Source organism: Methylotuvimicrobium buryatense, assembly GCF_005931095.1.
Classification (GTDB): Bacteria; Pseudomonadota; Gammaproteobacteria; order Methylococcales; family Methylomonadaceae; genus Methylotuvimicrobium; species Methylotuvimicrobium buryatense.
In genome coordinates, this window is the sequence record NZ_CP035467.1 from 313,196 (window position 1) to 330,398 (window position 17,203).

Genomic DNA, 17,203 nt, shown 5'->3' on the forward strand with positions numbered 1-17,203 from the left:
TCAGGACGAACGGTAGTTTGAGGCTTCACCAAGCCGGTGAAAGTGTTGTAAATCCTTCATGTTTTGACTCGGCTTTCAAGAAACGGCTTTTTATATATTTAAAATCAATAACTTGACAATATGTAAGAATACAAAAAAATACGTAAAACAGCGACTGTTTCATAGTAACGCCATGCGACCGAAGGGCGCTTACTTTGCTCAGCACGAACGGCCTACAACACATGTCAACTGCTCTTTTTAGGATAAAACAGTCATTGGTAAGTGTTCGGACATCGTTGGAAAAAAACGGTAATTCAGGCGTAATTGTTGGCTATGTGAATGTGCCTTGTGTTCTATTGTCTTTCTCGTTGATTGACTTTTTGAGACACAGGTTGGAATACATGCAGGCTTGTTGTAGGATTCCATCCATAACTCAAATGCCTCGGGCTTTTTCAATCGCATTGCGGCTACGACTAATAGAAAGTAAGGAATATGCACAAAATAACTGCTACAAGTAGTAGGCTTTGCGGCGATTCGGTGACTCGCTTGACAGGACGCCGTGAATACTTCCATGTAGGCTTGACGGCGGAATCTGATTGCCATGGATGGCATGAATGCAGATTTTGCATTACGCCATGGATGGCGTGTATTAGGGCAATGCAGGAGCAATTGCCGAGGAGCAAAAATCTGCCCTGCCGCCGACACCTGTCAATCGAGCCCCCTCCCAGAAGTTGTCGAAGTTATTTCATGCTCGTTCCTAAACGGAAAAATTTTCATTTTATCGTTAGTGAGTCCTCATTCATTGGTAAGCTTTCCCTCTAGCACTATTATGCAAACTGACAATCGTCCAAAATCCAGAAAAACACTACTCATCGGCTTGATCGCTACGTTAGCGGGGATCGGCTTAGCCGTCTATTTTTCGATGGATCGGGAAGCTGTCGGTCCGGAACAAGAAACCGTAACCGAAACGAGTCGCCGTTTTTCGAAACCGGATGCTTTCGCTGCATTGCAAGAATTATACGGTAGCGAATTCTCCGGCGAATCGATTAAAACCGAATCCGGGGAATTAGCCGGTTTTTGGTTCGAGCAAGGTTTTTCGATCGGCGATCGCGATTATCATGTGATATTCGGCAAGGCTCAGAAAATCGACCCGGAAACGGGATCGCCATTGGATAGTCATGTGCAAGGCGTCAAGGTCGGTGCGGCGATTTACCGGTTGGATTCGGACGGCTGGCGCGCAATCGGCATGCAAACCGGAATCGGCGAAATCGGTTCCTGGGGCGAAGCGCCCGATATTAAGCAGTCGGAAATTTTGATTTTATCGTCCAAGCGGATCGCGTTCATGCTCGACTTCGGCTACGGCATGGGCGGTTATTTCGATGACGGCAAAGTGCTGTTCGGTTTCGACGGCACGACTTGGGCCGATTTGGGTTTTGTGCAGACCGGGGGCAATAATGCCGGGGCCTGCGATGATGAGCCGCTGCCTTCCGGGATTACGATTCCTTGTTGGTCTTATACCGGCACTATTTCGGTATTAAGCGATATTCATCACGGCTATCCGGATTTATTGGTCGCGCGAGCCGGCACCCAAAGCGGGGATGAGCAACACCCGATTAACTCGGCCGAAAACGCCGTGTATCGTTTCGACGGCGATAAGTATGCGGATACGGGCAACGAATGATCCTAGATTGCCCGGATAATTTTCATAAACACGCGGTACTTCGAATGAGTCTCGAGTTCCGTCATTTCGAAATCAATCCCGCCAGATCGACTTTGCTGTAACCGAGAAGGGTGCCGGTTGCATAGGCCAGGTCGATCAACCCAACTTGATAATCAGCAATAGCCCTGACTTCCTTCATTTGCGAGTCGCCGAGTTTGGTGAGCATTTCCAATACTTCGGTCATCGTCCGCAAACCTTCTTCAAATTGCTTGAGTTCCGCGTCGTAGTTGGCTCCGGCCAATACGACGTTTTGCCGGGCCGCGATGATGCGCTGCCAATTCTGCGAAACTGTGTCTAGGGCATCATATATTTCTCTGCGCACGGTTAGTTCTTTTAAATCGCGCGTCGTCAAGCGTTGCAATCTTTGCTGCACGGCGCGCGACAGGCGCGATTTGCGCAGTTCGTTGGTCAACGGAATTTCCAGTCTCAAACCGACCGACCAGTCGTCGTAGCGTCCGGTAAATGTATCGCCGTAGGCCCCCCCGAAATCGTCGTAATCGCGGCCTTGCGTTCCGTAGCTGTAGTCCAACATGAACATCGGCAAGGTTTGATTTTCCAAATAGTCGATCTTGGTCGCGTCGGCAGCGAGTTTTAATTCCAATTCCAACAGTTCCAAGCGGCCGTCTAATGCTTTTCGGGCCAGCGCTTCGCGGTCGAAATCGAAACTGACCAGCATCGGCGAGGTTTCGGGAATCATAATCGTGGATGTATCGATGCCGTAACGCTTGTCGTTGAGAAACTGCAATAATTGGCGTTGGCTAAGTTTGAGGCGGGTATTTGCGACGATCAAAGACTCCATGCGTTCGGCCACGCCGATTTCGGCTCGGTTGATTTCGATCGCGGCGGTCAAGCCTTCTTCGACGCGGCGTTTGACCATCGTTAGATTTTGCTGTGCGATTTCGTATTGTTGACGGCGGATGTCCAATTCCCCCCAGGCGGCATAAAGCGCCCAATAGGCCTTGTCGACCGTGGCCAATACGCGGATCGATTGCAGCCGAGTTTTGAGGTCGACGATTTGTTGTTCGTAGCGTGCGATCCGAATGCCGGCGACATTAGTCGATATACCGGCATCGCGCAATAACGGTTGGCTCATCGAGAAACGCAGCGCGCTTCGGTATTGGTCGGAGGCCACGAAGCGGCTTTTGCTTTTGTTTTCGAGCGGGGTACTGAGTGTCACTGTTCCGCCGGTTCGTAGCGGAATCATGATGCCGGCCTCGACATCCCATTGTTCGGCGCTTTGCGGCATGTAGCCTAGCTTGGCGATTTCGTCATTCAACGGCGAGTTTTTGTCGACAGCCTTGAAGTTTACGACATCGCCGTCGAGAAAAGGCGTGTCTTTATTCGAATACTTGGCGCGCGCGAAAATCAGATCGTCAAACCGGGCCTCTTCTTCGCTGACGACCGTGGCGGCGATGCTCGGGTCGATCAGCGCAATTTTTAAGTCAAGATTGTTGGTCAACGCCATTGCGCGCGCATCGGCGATCGTCAGTGCATGGCTTTCATCCACGGCTTCGGTTGTGTCTTTTTCTTCGAGCACAATGGGAGGTGCGGTCAAATCCAGCTTTTTCGGATCGGCTCTGAATTCGGCAATCGCGGTGTCGAGTGTTTTCGGCTCGGCTCTCGACAGATCCGGCAGGGCAAGGTCTTCGTCACGTTGCATACGCTCTTCGACTTTTTGCGCCAGCTCGGGCTTTGGCCCGGTATCGAAATAGAAAGAACAACCCGACAATAAAGCGAATGCACCGGAAACCGTCAAATTCCGGTGAAGGCGTGCAATCGGGAAATGAGTTTTCAACATAAATCGTTTGTTCTCGTTAAAACGCGCTATTTATCGGATTTTCTGTGTGTTTGTATACGGTCCAGATCGCGATATGGATGTTCCGGCGTCAACATCGGCGGGAAGCCGTTCAACTGCCGCCATATTTCGAAGCCGATACTGACTTGTTCGAGCAGAATCCAAGCCTTGACTGCGCCGCCTTGGCGTAAAAAGCGCTCAGAGGGCCATAGATGATCGCTTTCGTCGGGTACGATCATTACACGGAATTTACCTTGGCCATTGTCGCTGGAATCGACAAAAGCGACGGTTCCGCCAAAGGTGCCGACCGCGACTTCCGGCCAACCGACGAATTGAATGGCAGGCCAGCCTTCGAACATCAAACGTGCATGATGCCCAGGTAAAATTAATGGCGCATCGTTGCCGGATACCCAAACTTCGACCGCGCGAGCATCGATATCCGGTATCAGAATCAGCAAGGGATCGCCTTGCTTAACCATCTGTCCTTGCGGGTTTAACAACAATCGCAATACGGTACCACTTCGTGGCGCGGTAATGCTTTGTGATTGTTGTCGGGCAATACTGACTTCATTACTGACGAGACTATTACGGATATCCTCGATTTCGCCAAGTATTTTGTTCTTCGAGGCGGTCGTCGAATCGATTCTAGCTTGCGCATCGGCACGAATTTGATTGATATCGGCCTCTGCGGCATTTTGTTCGGCCTTTGCCGATTGCAGCGTGGCTTTTGCGCTGTTTAGCGAGCGAATTCCGACAATTGCGTCCCGTTCGGCAACTTCGAAATCGCGCCGCGAAACCAGCCCGTCGCCCAGCAGGCGTGAAAATCGTTTTTGCTGCAGTTGCGCCGTTTCGTATGACGCTTGAGCCGAAACCAAAGCTTCGGAAGCCGCTGCCACTTTTTGCTGCGCCATGTTCAGTTTATACTGCGCGGCGGCGACTCTCATGTCGCGCACGGTCAGCAAGCTGTCGATTTGGATTTCGTAAGAGTCGAGCTCTCGTTGCTTGGCGTCCAGTTTGGCGATATTGGCTTCCTGTTGACGTTTCAAGCGTTCCGGCAATAACGGGTCGATATCGACGACTTCAACTAATAAATCGCCTTCTTTCACCTTCGCGCCTTCCTTGGCATGCCATTGCAAGATTCGACCGGAAACCGGCGAATCGACGGTTTGTTGTCGCTCAAGGGGTGCAAATGCCGAGACATATCCTGTACCGTTGACGTTTTGCTGCCAGGGTAAAAACAGTGCGAATATCGGTATCAGAATGAACAACCAGGCGAATATCGTCACGATCTGTCCCACAAAACGAGGGGTCTGTGAGGCACTCAATACCGATAATAATGGATGATGATCTTGTGTCTGCATAAGGCCAATGAATCTATAAATCGATGGTTCGTTGACAAAGTTGTGCGATTGTTTTCGACCCGGTCAGCACCAACAAGGTCCATGGCGCATCGTCCGCGAATAATACATCGCGGGCCGGGCTGTCGGCGAAATGTTTCCAGTCGTCAAGCAGTTCATCGAGAATCAATACGCGCGGATTGCCGATGATTGCGCGGGCGAGTAACAATTTTCGGGTCTGGCTGGAGGATAACGGAGAACCGGCCGAGTTAAGCACGGTATAAAGACCTTCCGGTAATTGTTTTTGATCGGGAAAGATGCCTAAACGATTCGCTATATCCCTAACTTGATGCACACTAATGTCGGGCCGGCCCAGCCGGACATTTTCGATGATCGTATCCTCGATGATTTCAGTGCGCCCTGCCACCGCGACCGATTGCCGCAGACTTTCCAAGCGAATTTCGCGCATATCGATATGATTGATTTCAACATGGCCGTGACTGGGTACGCGCAGTCCGGTCAACAATTCAGCAATCGATGATTTGCCGGTGCCTGGGCCTCCGAATAGAGCAACCTTTTCGCCGGGCATGATTTCGAAGGTCATATTTTTAAACGCTGTATAGCGATTATGATAGGTCAACGTCAAATCATAAACGCCGACATGCGCCGGTTCCGACAGCTTTAACACGTCTCCGGTTTCTCGTTCGACCGTCAGGTCGAGTAAATGTCCCAGTTTGTCGACCCCCGCCATTAAATCGTAATAACTTTCCAATTTCTTTTTTAATTGGGCAAACGAAGCCAGTACGCCGGAAACGATCAGCTCGGCCGCGACCAACTGCCCGAGACTAAGCTGTCCTTCCATGACTAATATCCCTCCAACGGCCAATAATGTCGTACTGGCCACGGCATATAAGGCGTAAAGACTGTATTGTTGGTTCAATAGAATGCGGTAATGGCGTTTACGGGTATTTAAGTATTCATAAGCCAATTCATCGGTGCGCTCTCGCGCCAGTTCCGGGCCGCCTGAAAACTTAAAAGTTTGGCCGTTGCGCGCCAAAGTTTCCAGCCAGGCGACCACTGCGTATTTGGCATAGGATTCATCTATCGAGGTTTCAACGCCTTTGCGGCCCTGTACAAAAATGACGAATGAAATCCATAAGACAACAATCAAACCGAACAGTAACAACAACGGATGATAGGCGGCCAATACCAGTAAACCGATTGCGCCCTGCATGGCGATGGCAAAGCCGTCCAGTAACAAAAAGGCGCCGGCTTTTTGTACCGTGAGGATATCGAAAAAACGGTTAACCAATTCCTGACCGTTTTTATCGTCGTATTTCGACCATTCGACATTCGGTAGCCGATTGCCGAGATCGGCCGCCATGCGGACAAAGACGCGGCGCTGAATCAATTCGACCAAGTAAGACTGGATTATCGAAATGGCGCCGTAAAACACCAAAAAGATAAATAATAGCGTCGATAATACCGTCAACGGCTGCATCATTCCGCCCAAGGCCACAGTGTTGACGAGCGACTGAACCGCGGCGGGTGTTGCAAGGCTCAACAATCCGGAAGCAATGGCCAAAACAATGACGTGCCACAGGTCTTTTTTCTCGACTTTAATCATTTCAAACAGCCGTTGCAGGGGCGGCATATGCTCGTGGTCGTGTTCATGATGGGACGAAGCATCCATCGGCGCTTTCAACTCGATTAAATGCCATTCGAGTAACCGGTCGCAAGGACAGTTGAGCAATTCCATGAGCTCATTGAGTTTGAAAACATGCGCCGTGACTACGTGACCATCGATCAATGTGCCTTTGATCCGGCCTCGGCTAAAGCCCGACAATACCAACCAGCGTCCGTCATCGAGGGGTTTGAGTAGCTGCGTTAAATGCCCGGAGGCGATAGCGGCTTGATCGATCGTCAGCATCAGCTCATGGCTGATCAATCCAAGGTTGTTGGCCGTTATATGAAAGTTCTCCGAAACGGCGCTGGACGGAACTTCATGTTGATGCAGGCCTTTATCATGTGCCGAACTGCCCATTTCCGACAGCAGGTAATCAAACAATGTTCTGAGTACGGTTTGACTGAATGCTTTTTGCGTCATTGCGAAGAAAATTAAATAAGTGAGCTGAAAATGGAAAGTGTAACGCCAAAACTTTAATAGCTTATTAAAATCTGCTTACAGAATTCTTACTGAATTCGTGTGTTTAAATTGGGCTATGTTTGCATTAATAGTTGGCGTCGCCTCGGTATGGGTAACCGGAGCCCATCGGACCTTGCCGGGCTGTTTATTAAACCCATTCTAAACGTTTTCATGGGTTTCAGTCGCAGTCTAAGCGTTAGGGACGGGGTACATGCTCCGTCCCGCTCAGGCAGTCTACCGCTTAACCCTTAGGCGCTAACTTAAGGAAATTACACGTCATACCGCCAGGGATTGGCGGAATCCAGAGTCCCAGGGATAGAATGCGTAGCTTTACATTCATGTAATCTGGATATCGGCAATTCACATGCCGATATGACGAATAATGCCTAAAACACACCATAGACTACGCGCCAAGTTTGCGCTTATATACCTTTCGCACTTCAAATTTCGGCAGTGCCATAAAAGTCGCAATCATGACTGCGCGAAGTATAGTAACAGCTAAAAGAATGCAATAAGACGATTTTTGCGATGCATATGATTTGTTAGAAATCGATTGTGATGCGAACCTGACTCTAAAATTTTAGCTAAGCTGTATAGACAATCCCTGAATTAAATAAGGCTTATGCGGGTAGAATTCAATACTGACGACAAAAAACTGGATATCGGCCGGGTTATCGATTGGCTCGATCGGGACGGTATGCTGTCGGCCAAGGACCTCGAAAAATGCCGGCAATACGCTAATGCCTCGGTCAATAAGCACAAACACCCGCTAAAAATACTGACCGAATGCGAAATCGGCGACAAGACCCGGCTCGGCAAATTGTTGACTCAGGAAGAACTAACGCAATGGCTTGCCGACAAATTAGGGATGACTTATTACTATTTCGATCCCTTGCGAATCGACGTGCCGAGCGTCACTGCTATCTTTAGTAAGGCCTACGCCACTCATTACAACATACTGCCGATCAAAGTCACTGATGACGAAGTCTTGATTGCAACGGCTGAACCCGATATCGGTTCTTGGCAAATCGATCTTGCCAAGATGCATAGCGGCAATATTAGCTTGGTATTCGCTAACCCGGATGAAATCAAGCGTTATACCGAAGAATTTTATAATTTCTCGCGCTCGCTCAAAGGCGCCGGGGTCCAAACCAATAGCGATGGCCGTGCCGGAGGCCAAAATTTCGAACAATTAGTCGAGCTAAGCAAGCAATCCGATTTCGATGTCAATAACCAGCATATCGTCAATTTGGTCAATTGGCTGTTCCAATACGCCTTCGACCAACGCGCCAGCGATATCCACATCGAACCGCGCCGCCTCCAAGGCAACGTCCGTTTTCGCATCGACGGCATTTTGCACCATGTTTATCAGTTGCCGATGCCGATTATGAATGCGGTTTTGAGTCGACTCAAGATTTTGGGGCGAATGAATATAGCCGAAAAGCGACTGCCGCAAGACGGTAGAGTCAAAACCCAAAATGTCAACGGTAAGGAAATTGAACTCAGATTATCGACGATGCCGACAGCGTTCGGTGAAAAACTGGTGATGCGTATTTTCGATCCCGAAGTCTTGTTGCGCGACTACCGGCAACTGGGTTTCAACAAGCAGGAATTGGCGATATGGAACCGGATGACTTCGCAAACCCACGGCATCATTTTGGTCACAGGGCCGACCGGTTCCGGAAAAACGACCACTTTGTATTCAACCCTAAAGCGGCTTGCGACACCGGAAATTAATCTATGTACGGTCGAAGATCCAATCGAGCAAATCGAGCCGTTATTCAATCAGATGCAAGTTCAACACAATATCGGACTCGATTTTGCGAGCGGCATACGCACGTTGATGCGACAAGATCCCGATATCATCATGATCGGCGAGATTCGCGATCTGGAAACCGCCGAAATGGCCGTGCAGGCCGCATTAACCGGGCATTTGGTCATTTCGACGCTGCACACGAACAATGCGCCGGCTGCGGTCATTCGTTTGCTCAACTTAGGTGTGCCGAGCTATCTGATACAACAGACGGTATTGGGTATCATGGCGCAGCGATTGATTCGAGTGTTATGTCGGCATTGCAAAGCGGTCGCGCCGGTCGATAGCCGGCAATGGCAAAACTTGGTCTCACCGTTTAAGGTCGCACCCCCTAAGCAAATCTATCAGGCCGTCGGTTGTAAGGAATGCCACAACACCGGCTATGCCGGGCGAATCGGAATTTATGAGATTTTCGAAAACAGTCTCGGTATCCAGCCGCTCATTACCGAAGGCTGCGATTTAACCGCATTGCAACATCAAGCGATTAAGGAAGGCATGAAGCCGCTTCGGCTAAGTGGCGCCGAAAAAGTCGCGTCGGGCCTGACGACAATAGAGGAAGTGCTGCGTGTGGCGCCGGAGAGAATCGACTATTAAACTCAGGTCGAAGGCGGTTGCATAGTCATTGAGCCCCAAATTAGTGCCTATTCTATGGTGCGTTTATGGCTTTATTCGTCATATCGGTATAGGTTGTCGATATCCATGTTGCATGAATGTGGTGCTGCGCATTGCCATCCGTGGCTCTGGATTCCGCCAATCCCTGGCGGAATGACGAGCCCCTTTTAAGTTGGCGCTTATGGGTTGCATAGTACCCGTAGATCAAAATTCGGCACCGGGTTGTCCGCCAAAGGACGCCGTGAATACGTCCATGTAGGCGCTACGCCAGCATTCATGCTGGCATAGCCTTTGCTGATCACCCCAATGCCTCCTTAGACACTGCCGAAATTTGAAGTGTGAAAGGTATAAAACTCATATTGAAAAACGATTAGGAAAAGCGTTCTTTCCTCGTTTTAGTCGTTCTAAGCAAATTTCAAAGTCATCAAAATGTAACCTTGCTTATTTAGGATTAAAAAGGTCTGGCATCGACTCATTAACCTTATGCGAACTTCCTTTCAACCCGCCAGGCTAGGAGAAAAAGTGAAAAATACTATCCTTGCAAGCAGTGTCTTCGGATTGTGTCTTGTCCTCAATGGTCAGGCTGAAGCCGGTAAACCGTTTAAACTTGAGTTAAGCCCTCTCGGCACTTATGCGACGGGAACTTTTGACAAGTCCTCTGCTGAGATCGTCGCACACGATCCGGAATCGCAACGCCTGTTTGTCGTCAATGCCGAAAGCGGTCAGATCGATGTATTAGATATTAAAGATCCGTCTAAACCGACCTTACTATTCAATATCGATTTATCCGGTTACGGCGCGGTAGTAAATAGTGTTGCCGTTCATAAAGGTTTGGTTGCAGCAGCCGTTGAAGCGGCAGTCAAGACCGATCCGGGCAAGGCCGTTTTCCTCGATATCGAGGGTAATGTTTTGGCTAGCGTGCAAATCGGCGCGTTGCCTGATGCTATAACCTTTACTCCGGACGGCAAACGTGTATTGGTCGCCAACGAAGGCGAACCGAACGACGATTATACAATCGATCCGGAAGGTTCGGTCAGCATCATCGATTTACCCAAGCAAATCGCTAAATTGACGCAAAGCCATGTTCGTACGGCGGGCTTTGAAGGTTTGAAAGAAAGCGATCTCGATGCTTCCGTTCGAATTTTCGGACCTGATGTCAATCCTGGCGACGGCAAACGTGTCGCAAGAAACATGGAGCCCGAATGGATAACCGTTTCCAAAGATTCGAAAACCGCATGGGTGTCGTTACAAGAAAACAACGCGATCGGGACGCTAGACATCAAAGCCGGCAAGTTCACTGCAGTCAATGGCTTGGGATTCAAAGATCACATGCTGCCCGGTAACGAGCTCGACGTCAGCGATCGGGATGGCAAGATCAATATCACTAATTGGCCTATCTGGGGCATCTACATGCCGGACACAATCGCCAATTACGAATACCGGGGAAAATCGTTCATCGTAACGGCCAACGAAGGGGATGCGCGTGAATGGTTGGGCAATCCGGGTTATGTCGAAGCCTCCCGGTTTCGCGCTCTGTCGGGCGATATCCCCGTTTGCGCCGACTCGCCGCGTTTTCTGGATTTCTTTGCCAACAATGAAATGGGTATCAGCACTTTCTCTCAATTGCGTGACAATACCAATCTCGGTCGCTTGAACGTGACGACTGCAAACGGTTTACGTGCGGATGGTTCGTGTTACGAAGATATCTATGCCTTCGGTGCCCGCTCGTTTTCCATTTATGCCGCCGATAGCATGAAGCAAGTCTACGACAGTGGTTCGGATTTCGAACGCATCACTGCTAAAGTTTACCCTGAAAATTTTAATTCCAATCACCGCGAAAACAGTTTCGAAACCCGCAGTGACGACAAAGGGCCTGAACCTGAAGGTGTGGTAGTCGCTAAATTGTGGGGCAGCACTTACGCCTTTATCGGTTTGGAGCGTATTGGCGGCGTAATGGTTTACGATATCAGTAACCCTTATCAACCGTCATTCGTTCAATACATCAATAACCGCGACTTCAATTTTGCACCAGGAACTCCGGAAGCCGGCGATTTAGGCGCAGAGGGCTTGATCGTAATCGAAGCTTCGAAAAGTCCGATTCCGGGCGTACCATTACTGGTCGTTGCAAACGAAGTCAGCGGTACGACGACGGTTTTCCGCATCGATCGGGAGCGTTTGGTCGGTTCGAAGGCAATCAAAGGATTCCGTAAATAGTTTAATCGCCTTCTGTTTTAACACGTTGCAAAAATAACTAAACGATTCGTTATACTGTAAATCCAAGCTGCCTCTTTTTTTTGCGGCAAAGAGGCAGCTTGTCTATTTGGGCCGAGGCGATTAACCTACATAGAATTTCGACCACGGAATACACGAAAAACACGGAAATATTCGATCATAGTCTTCGTTCTTCAAATTTCGGTTTTGATTCCCCTCATCCAACGCAGAGTCTAATTATCATTATGTTATCGAAAACCCGTCATTGCGCAATGGATGACTGGCTTTTGAGTTACATGAGAGCCTCAAGCCAGCATTACTTATTTGGGTGATGGCTTCTTAATGACAAAAACTTAGAGCGTTGTAATCATTTATACTCATCGTAGATCAAAATTCGGCACCGAGGTGTCCGTCAAAAGACGCCGTGAATAGATCCCTGTAGGCTCTATGCCAGCTCCATGCTGGCAAAGCCTTTGCCGCACACCCCGGTGCCTCCTCAGGCACTGCCGAAATTTGAAGTGAGAAAGGTATAAGAAGTTATTTTGCGCTCTTTCTTTAGTGAATTTCGTGTGTTCCGTGGTTAAAATGTTTTTATAGTGTTATAGAAACAAACCGTTTAAGAAAATTTATAAACAATTCCTCGACGTACTCGACAAGTTCTATTAGATTGATACATTAATAGAAATGGAGCACACAAGTCCTCCCGCAGCGCAGCCTTTTCGTTTTTAATTTTAACTTCAGAACATATTTGTAAATGAATACCAAACATAGAGCACACCCCTGGCACGGCATACACCCGGGCGACGAAGCACCGAATATCGTTACCGCCTTTATCGAAATCGTCCCTTCGGACACAGTCAAGTACGAGATCGATAAAGTGAGCGGATTCCTTAAAATCGATAGGCCGCAAAAATTTTCCAATATGATTCCGACGCTTTACGGATTCATACCACAAACCTTTTGTGCGGAACAAGTAGCCGAATTTGCCGAACAGAAATCGAGTAGAGAGGTAATCGGAGGTGATGGCGACCCACTGGATATTTGTGTGTTGAGTGAGCGCAACGTATCGCATGGCGACATTCTTTTACAAGCGATACCCATCGGAGGATTTCGTATGTTAGACGGCGGAGAAGCTGACGATAAAATTATTGCCGTCATGAAAGGAGACACGTTTTACCGGCAGTGGAATGACGTGTCGGATTGTCCGGTATCCTATATTGATCGCTTGAAGCATTATTTTCTGACCTATAAACATCTCCCTGACGAAGCCAGTATTTGCGAAATCACACAAGTCTACGGTCGAGAGGAAGCTCACGAAGTAATCAGAAGATCATTAGCGGATTATCAAAGCCATTTCGGTTGCGACTCATAAATTTTCCTGATTAGCAAGTTTCTTCAGCTAAAGCCCAAAGATCAGCATATCCCTAGCAGGACGGGGTTCGTAAGCCAGCGAGTCAAGCGAAAAACGGCCAACCCACATCACGCTCTTTCCCAAGCTCCAGCTTGGGAAAGACACTCCGGAAGCTCTAGCTTCCTGAGACCGGCGCAACATTCGCTTATTCATAATCAGCCCCGATTCGCTCGTTCAATCGTCCTTGATTGTCGGGAAGCTAGAGCTCACTGCCATTAAGTTCAGGGAAACCCGTCATTCCGCCATGGATTGGTGGAATCCAGTGCCATGGATGGCAGGCTTTTGAGGCACATTCGAGCCTGAATGCCAACATTACTTATTCTGTGACGGCTTAACTTAATGGCAGTGGAAACTAGAGCTTCCTGAACAGGTTACACCCAAGCTGGAGCTCTCATCGTTATACATAAGTCAAAAATTACCCTTTTGCAACCTTAACCAATGAGACCTCGATACCATTTATTGTTACTTAACACTTTCGATTTCGAGATCGCGATCAGGGGATCGCTCCCACAGAGCGTCCTCCGCTCTCTGTGGGAGCGACGCCTTCGTCGCGACTATCGAAGCCAGTAACGCTCAAACACCAATAGCCTTTCCGGACAACACAACAATTTAGCCAGCAATTCCCAGTTTGAGCAGTTTCGCCGATTTTAGGGTGTGGGGTATGCCTGTCGAGGAACGCCGTAAACCCATCCATGGGGGCTTGGCGGCAGCTCGAACGCCAAGGATGGCGTGTAGTAGGGCAATGCAGGGCAGAAAAATGCTCCTGCATTTTCTGCATTCATTACATCCATGTAACTCAGCAATTGCCGAGGAGCAAAAATCTGCCCTGCTGCCGACATCCTCGCCAAGCATACCCCACACCCTTTTTGATCTCCAAATTGGGAATTGCTGTAATTTAGCGCTCGGTCGCTACTTTTTGCACAATTAGATATATTTATACTTATGTATAAAGACGAGAGCTGGAGCTTGGGTAACAGCATAATGAAGTTTTTGCGACTACGACCGGCCCCTGCGCGGACACTTGGCTTCCGCAAGCGGAAGCATCTTGTTAATCAGGTAAGTTTTTGCTACCTAATTTGGGCATCGGGTGCCCCGTTCGTTATTAGCGACTGGTAGAACTTTTGATGAATCCGCTTGAATTGGCCAAGGCTCCAATGGTTTCTTACATCGAACCGAGTATCTAAATTATGGCAAAGCGGGAGATTGAGCGTTTGAATCGGGACGGCCCCATTTCTGATTATCCGTTGAGAAGCACAGTCATCAGCAACTATGAACGCATCGAGCTCAACGCAGAGCTTTTGGTTTCGGACGATGCTTAATTTACGATTGTTAGAATGACGTTAGTAATGCCATTACACCCAGGGCGACGGGCTTTAGGCTTTATGCATTCATCTTTCTCGTCCTGCATTTTTTACGAGCTTTTGTAACGGTATTTCTTGACGATCACCGGAAACAGCGAAATCGCGGCCACTACAGTCAATGACAGGATGATGTCGAATCGGAATATTTCCTGTAGTGAAGTAATCTGTTCGAGCTTGTCGCCGCCGTTCGCATAAATGAACGAAGCCGGCGTAATGCCGGCTAGCGTGCTCGTCGCATATTTCCTGAAGGAAATTCGGGACAGGCCGGCCAAAATATTGATCAGAAAATAGGGTACGACCATAACTAACCGCAACGACAAGAAATAATAAAACCCGTTTGTCTCAATTTCATTCTCAATCGTTTGCAATTTATCGTAATAACGTTTTTCAAATAGATCCTTGAATGTGTAACGGCTGATTCCGAAGCCAACCAGGCACGCCAAAAGGGTTGCTCCGATGTTGTAAAACGCCCCCCAATAGAATCCGAAAAAGAAGCCGCCCAACACTTTCAGCGGGGCGGCCAGCGGAATCGGCGAATTGATAAAAAGCGTGCAGGCGACAAAAAACAACAGCACCGACAAACCATAATGGTCTTCGATGAAAACGCGCAGGTAGGCTTCATTGGTCTTGATATTGTCGAGCGTCAGGATACCGGCCATGTAAAAAGACATCAGGATGATCAGGCATATAATGGCCAACCATAACTTAACGTTTTTCATAGGCGAGCCTCAAAAGATTCGCGATATTTTTAGTGTCGAAACCATCAGCAAGCCTTGTATGATAATAATGAACGGCCATATATTCAGGCTTGCCGGAAAATTGCTGTAGATCAAAAAAAGAACCGGAAACAGTACGCCATTGACCGTAATCGGTACGCCTTCGAAACCTTGCGCTTCCGAAACGTTGTATCGGGCCAATCTGAACATGCCGCAGGTGATGAAAAATAACAACAAAACCGATACCCAGGGTGCCGGCGTTTGCAAGGCGTAAAAGAGAAACATCGGCGCGACGCCGAACGATATTAAATCTGACATTGAATCGATTTGTTTGCCGAACGAATTCTTCTGATGCATCAAGCCGGCAACTTTACCGTCCAAGATGTCGAAAATCACCGCGATGAATAATAAAGTCGCACCGAGCACTAAATTTCCTTCGATCGACATGATGATCGAAAGAATGCCGCAGGACAGATTCGCTACCGTGAAAATGTCCGCTAGTTTCAGATATTTGATTAGATACATGACCGCCCCGCTGAAATTAACCCCGATACGCGATCGTAAAAAGATATTGTGACAGGATGATGAAGCGATAACCATTTAGTCATCGCCGGCCGATCCCAGTTAAATCGAGAACAGTCATCGATTTGTCATATTATCGAGCCAATATAAGATTTCGGAATCGCAACACCGCAGCAATTCCCAATTTGGAGATCAAAAAGGGTGTGGGGTATGCTTGGCGAGGATGTCGGCAGCAGGGAGCTGCCGCCAAGCCCCATGGATGGGTTTACGGCGTTCCTCGACAGGCATACCCCACACCCTAAAATCGGCGAAACTGCTCAAACTGGGAATTGCTGGCAACACCGATACGAATTTTCCAACTTTAAAATTTGTGCTATGACCAACAATAATCTCGAGCATCATCTAAACTCCCGTCCGCTGGACACAATATTCAAAGAACATCTCGATAATTCCCTCGACTGTGCACAGGCATTGGGCCTGCTGTTTTCGAATTTGGACGAACGCGGTCTCCACATCGCTCAAGCAAAGATTCTGGAGGAAAAGGGAGACAAATTGACCGAGGAAGCGTTTCGCGCGCTCGAGCATTTGACCTACTCGGAGTACATTCGCATCACCGAGGAATTGATCAAACGCCTCGATGACATCGTCGATGGCCTCAACAATACCGCACGCCTGATTGATATCTGTCACCCCAAACAAATCGAAGACGCCGCGCATGCCATGCTCAAGGTAATACTATCGATGATCGACCGGCTCAGAATCGAAATCGGCGAGTATCCTAACAATGAATTGGCTAACGTCAGAGCGTGCTCCAAGGAACTCAAACACCATGAATCTAGCGCCGATAGCATCTATCACGACTGGCGTAAGAAACAACGCAGTCTTCTCGTAATGTCTTTGATCGACGAGAGCAATTGGACCGAAATTCTAGGTGTGCTCGAGGAAACGACTGATGCTGCCTATCATGCAGCGCTGTTATTCGAGCGCATTATCCGTTATCGCCAGAGAGCTTGAGCCGGGTTGGATCGTTGTTCATGAGGAGTTTTACTGACGATATAGAGCTATTCACTATTCGCAGAGAAAAAGATGATTTGATAATAAAACAAGACAAAAAGCCGGAAACCGATCATTCCGGGTTTTGCAAGCCTTCTACAGTCGAAATTATTGGCTTGTCCCCAAGCGTGTAAAGTAATTATCGGTATTAGTCTCTCGACGAGTTAGCTTATCTCGAAGTGCCGATCAGACCGAATTAGCAAGCGTTCAAGCGCTTTTTCAAGCACAGCAATCCCATCAGGCCGCTGCCTATCAGCCACACTGGGCTCGGTACAGGCACCTCGGCTACTTGCCCGGGACTGACTGCCCCCAGCGAAGTACTGAGAAGACTTGATGAAGTGGAGCTGAAGGCCGCTGAGGGTATCGAAGTGCCATGCGTTACCAGGAGATGGTCCGCATTCAGTATCCGACCGCTACGTTAAGGCTTGCTCGTTAATGAAGGTATTGGTGTCAAGGGTAGGGCTAGATTTTAATCCACCCAGTTCACTGTCGGTTTGGTTAAATCCAGTTTGCGGATTGTTTCCAGT

The 17,203-nt window shown here is 48.6% G+C and carries 11 protein-coding genes; 6 read left to right on the forward strand and 5 right to left on the reverse strand.

Annotated elements, in window-relative coordinates; translation table 11 throughout:
• The first annotated feature begins 808 nt into the window (after positions 1-808).
• Positions 809-1,660, forward strand: a complete 852-nt coding sequence (locus EQU24_RS01505) for a hypothetical protein (protein ID WP_017841198.1) — start codon at positions 809-811, stop codon at positions 1,658-1,660.
• A 61-nt stretch (positions 1,661-1,721) separates the two neighbouring features.
• On the opposite strand, the gene EQU24_RS01510 is transcribed toward EQU24_RS01505, so the two are convergent.
• The 3 genes from EQU24_RS01510 to EQU24_RS01520 are packed head-to-tail and all read right to left on the reverse strand — an operon-like array spanning position 1,722 to position 6,938.
• The gene (locus EQU24_RS01510) at positions 1,722-3,497 is read right to left on the reverse strand and encodes a TolC family protein (protein ID WP_017841197.1); all 1,776 of its coding nucleotides are present in this window, start codon (positions 3,495-3,497) and stop codon (positions 1,722-1,724) included.
• 26 nt (positions 3,498-3,523) lie between these two features.
• On the reverse strand, positions 3,524-4,855 hold the full coding sequence (locus tag EQU24_RS01515; RefSeq protein WP_017841196.1) for an HlyD family secretion protein: 1,332 nt from the start codon (positions 4,853-4,855) through the stop codon (positions 3,524-3,526).
• A 13-nt stretch (positions 4,856-4,868) separates the two neighbouring features.
• Entirely contained in the window at positions 4,869-6,938 is a 2,070-nt protein-coding gene (locus EQU24_RS01520) for a peptidase domain-containing ABC transporter (RefSeq protein WP_017841195.1), read from the reverse strand.
• Between the two features lie 661 nt (positions 6,939-7,599).
• Here EQU24_RS01520 and tfpB point away from each other — a divergent pair.
• The 4 genes from tfpB to EQU24_RS23185 all read left to right on the forward strand — a co-directional run bounded on the left by tfpB (position 7,600) and on the right by EQU24_RS23185 (position 14,343).
• On the forward strand, positions 7,600-9,384 hold the full coding sequence (gene tfpB, locus EQU24_RS01525; RefSeq protein WP_017841194.1) for a type IV pilus assembly ATPase TfpB: 1,785 nt from the start codon (positions 7,600-7,602) through the stop codon (positions 9,382-9,384).
• A gap of 540 nt (positions 9,385-9,924) precedes the next feature.
• The gene (locus EQU24_RS01530) at positions 9,925-11,616 is read left to right on the forward strand and encodes a choice-of-anchor I family protein (RefSeq protein ID WP_017841193.1); all 1,692 of its coding nucleotides are present in this window, start codon (positions 9,925-9,927) and stop codon (positions 11,614-11,616) included.
• Positions 11,617-12,367: 751 nt separating this feature from the next.
• Positions 12,368-12,985 carry an inorganic pyrophosphatase gene (locus tag EQU24_RS01535; protein ID WP_017841192.1) on the forward strand — a complete coding sequence of 206 codons (618 nt, stop codon included), beginning with the start codon at positions 12,368-12,370 and terminating at the stop codon, positions 12,983-12,985.
• 1,226 nt (positions 12,986-14,211) lie between these two features.
• Positions 14,212-14,343 (forward strand): hypothetical protein, encoded by a 132-nt coding sequence (locus EQU24_RS23185; RefSeq protein WP_017841191.1) that lies wholly within the window; start codon positions 14,212-14,214, stop codon positions 14,341-14,343.
• A gap of 92 nt (positions 14,344-14,435) precedes the next feature.
• Here EQU24_RS23185 and EQU24_RS01545 read toward each other — a convergent pair whose 3' ends face one another.
• Positions 14,436-15,104: a TVP38/TMEM64 family protein gene (locus tag EQU24_RS01545; protein WP_017841190.1), complete on the reverse strand. Its 669-nt coding sequence runs from the start codon at positions 15,102-15,104 to the stop codon at positions 14,436-14,438.
• A 9-nt stretch (positions 15,105-15,113) separates the two neighbouring features.
• Positions 15,114-15,626 (reverse strand): CDP-diacylglycerol--serine O-phosphatidyltransferase, encoded by a 513-nt coding sequence (gene pssA, locus EQU24_RS01550; RefSeq protein WP_026130226.1) that lies wholly within the window; start codon positions 15,624-15,626, stop codon positions 15,114-15,116.
• A gap of 372 nt (positions 15,627-15,998) precedes the next feature.
• Here pssA and EQU24_RS01560 point away from each other — a divergent pair, with 372 nt between their 5' ends.
• Entirely contained in the window at positions 15,999-16,637 is a 639-nt protein-coding gene (locus EQU24_RS01560; protein ID WP_175421651.1) for a DUF47 domain-containing protein, read from the forward strand.
• The last annotated feature ends 566 nt before the right edge of the window (positions 16,638-17,203 follow it).

Excerpts from the sequence above, each read along its gene's own strand:
- tfpB (WP_017841194.1), top strand. The coding sequence starts at position 7,600 with ATGCGGGTAGAATTCAATACTGACGACAAAAAACTGGATATCGGCCGG.
- EQU24_RS01510 (WP_017841197.1), bottom strand. The coding sequence starts at position 3,497 with ATGTTGAAAACTCATTTCCCGATTGCACGCCTTCACCGGAATTTGACG.
- EQU24_RS01560 (WP_175421651.1), top strand. The coding sequence starts at position 15,999 with ATGACCAACAATAATCTCGAGCATCATCTAAACTCCCGTCCGCTGGAC.
- EQU24_RS23185 (WP_017841191.1), top strand. The coding sequence starts at position 14,212 with ATGGCAAAGCGGGAGATTGAGCGTTTGAATCGGGACGGCCCCATTTCT.
- EQU24_RS01535 (WP_017841192.1), top strand. The coding sequence starts at position 12,368 with ATGAATACCAAACATAGAGCACACCCCTGGCACGGCATACACCCGGGC.
- EQU24_RS01505 (WP_017841198.1), top strand. The coding sequence starts at position 809 with ATGCAAACTGACAATCGTCCAAAATCCAGAAAAACACTACTCATCGGC.
- EQU24_RS01515 (WP_017841196.1), bottom strand. The coding sequence starts at position 4,855 with ATGCAGACACAAGATCATCATCCATTATTATCGGTATTGAGTGCCTCA.
- EQU24_RS01545 (WP_017841190.1), bottom strand. The coding sequence starts at position 15,104 with ATGAAAAACGTTAAGTTATGGTTGGCCATTATATGCCTGATCATCCTG.
- pssA (WP_026130226.1), bottom strand. The coding sequence starts at position 15,626 with ATGTATCTAATCAAATATCTGAAACTAGCGGACATTTTCACGGTAGCG.
- EQU24_RS01520 (WP_017841195.1), bottom strand. The coding sequence starts at position 6,938 with ATGACGCAAAAAGCATTCAGTCAAACCGTACTCAGAACATTGTTTGAT.